This window comes from Parashewanella hymeniacidonis, from assembly GCF_016900895.1.
Taxonomy (GTDB): Bacteria; Pseudomonadota; Gammaproteobacteria; order Enterobacterales; family Shewanellaceae; genus Parashewanella; species Parashewanella hymeniacidonis.
Genome location: NZ_JAFEUN010000296.1, coordinates 1 through 1,134, shown reverse-complemented (window position 1 = coordinate 1,134; position 1,134 = coordinate 1). Strand labels below are relative to the sequence as shown.

Genomic DNA, 1,134 nt, shown 5'->3' with positions numbered 1-1,134 from the left:
TAAATGTAATCATTAGGTCTGTTTTGTTATAAAATAGTCTGTCATAAATAATATGATTTTTAGCGAGTAAACATTAGAAATTGTATTGCTGTGAGTGTTTGTTGCTGGCAAGGAATGGGGCAATAGTTGGTTAGAAAAGTGCTTCGCACTTTAAAACGTCGTGGGTTTTCCACCCACACCCGAGCAAAAAGAGATTCTCCAGCAAATCCCTTCTTGCATCATCCCTTGCCGCCCAAACGAAGCTAAGCGTTACAGATATTATTGAATAAATGACTAACGCCTCTGATGGTACATCCATGTACCCCAGAGTCTAATCCGACATCCATGTCGGATTCACGTCATTTTATATTCAATAATACCTTCCACAACTTCAATGGGACTCTTCGTAGACTGCAAGGTTGTTTGGAGCGTTTATTCATAGGGTTACCGTCATACCTAATGCTTTAGTCAGACTTTATAAACTCCGCCTTCATACAAAGCTGGCGTTCAATGCACAAATCACATTATCAGCTTCCTTCTAAATTCTGCAAGAATTTCATTAGGTAACAGAGTTAGTGATGTTTCACATCAATAAAGCAAGACGCTGGATACCAGTTTTCAAGGTTATGACGCTACCGCTTTAATAGAATTTATCGACAACTACTCAGGCTACAACAGTTCCCATTGAAGCTGCCGAATGACATTGGAATAAATATCGTAGCCGCAGCATGGACGCTGCGGCAGTTTTCGGGCTACAAGGATGTAGCATCGAAAGCGCTAGATATTTATCCAAAAGGAATAAGGAGTTTTCAGCTTCGTTTGGGCGGCTCAGGGGATTCTAAAGGGGAAGCAGCTGGAGGCTTCCCCTTTCGGCGGTGTGGTGTGCAACATCACGATCTTATAAACTTCAAAGAAGTTTTGCTTCATATGGCTTTAACAAAAGATGACGCCTAGCATCAAAAGGCACTAGATTACCGACATACAAGACTGTCGTTACTTCGCATCCAGGTAACTACTCAATAAGTTGTGGTAAGTCACCAAACTGTAAGATTTTGTAACGATCTTGCGATCAATTTGACTGCTTATTCTAAAGCTTCATACTTTCACCAAATTTAATCATTCCACTTGGTTTTGAAGCTAAAGATTCCTGATTTA

The 1,134-nt window shown here is 40.4% G+C and carries 1 protein-coding gene; it reads left to right on the top strand.

Going from position 1 to position 1,134, the window contains the following annotated elements; translation table 11 throughout:
• The first annotated feature begins 663 nt into the window (after positions 1–663).
• The gene (locus tag JQC92_RS22415) at positions 664–933 is read left to right on the top strand and encodes a hypothetical protein (RefSeq protein WP_205001736.1); all 270 of its coding nucleotides are present in this window, start codon (positions 664–666) and stop codon (positions 931–933) included.
• Positions 934–1,134: the final 201 nt, after the last annotated feature.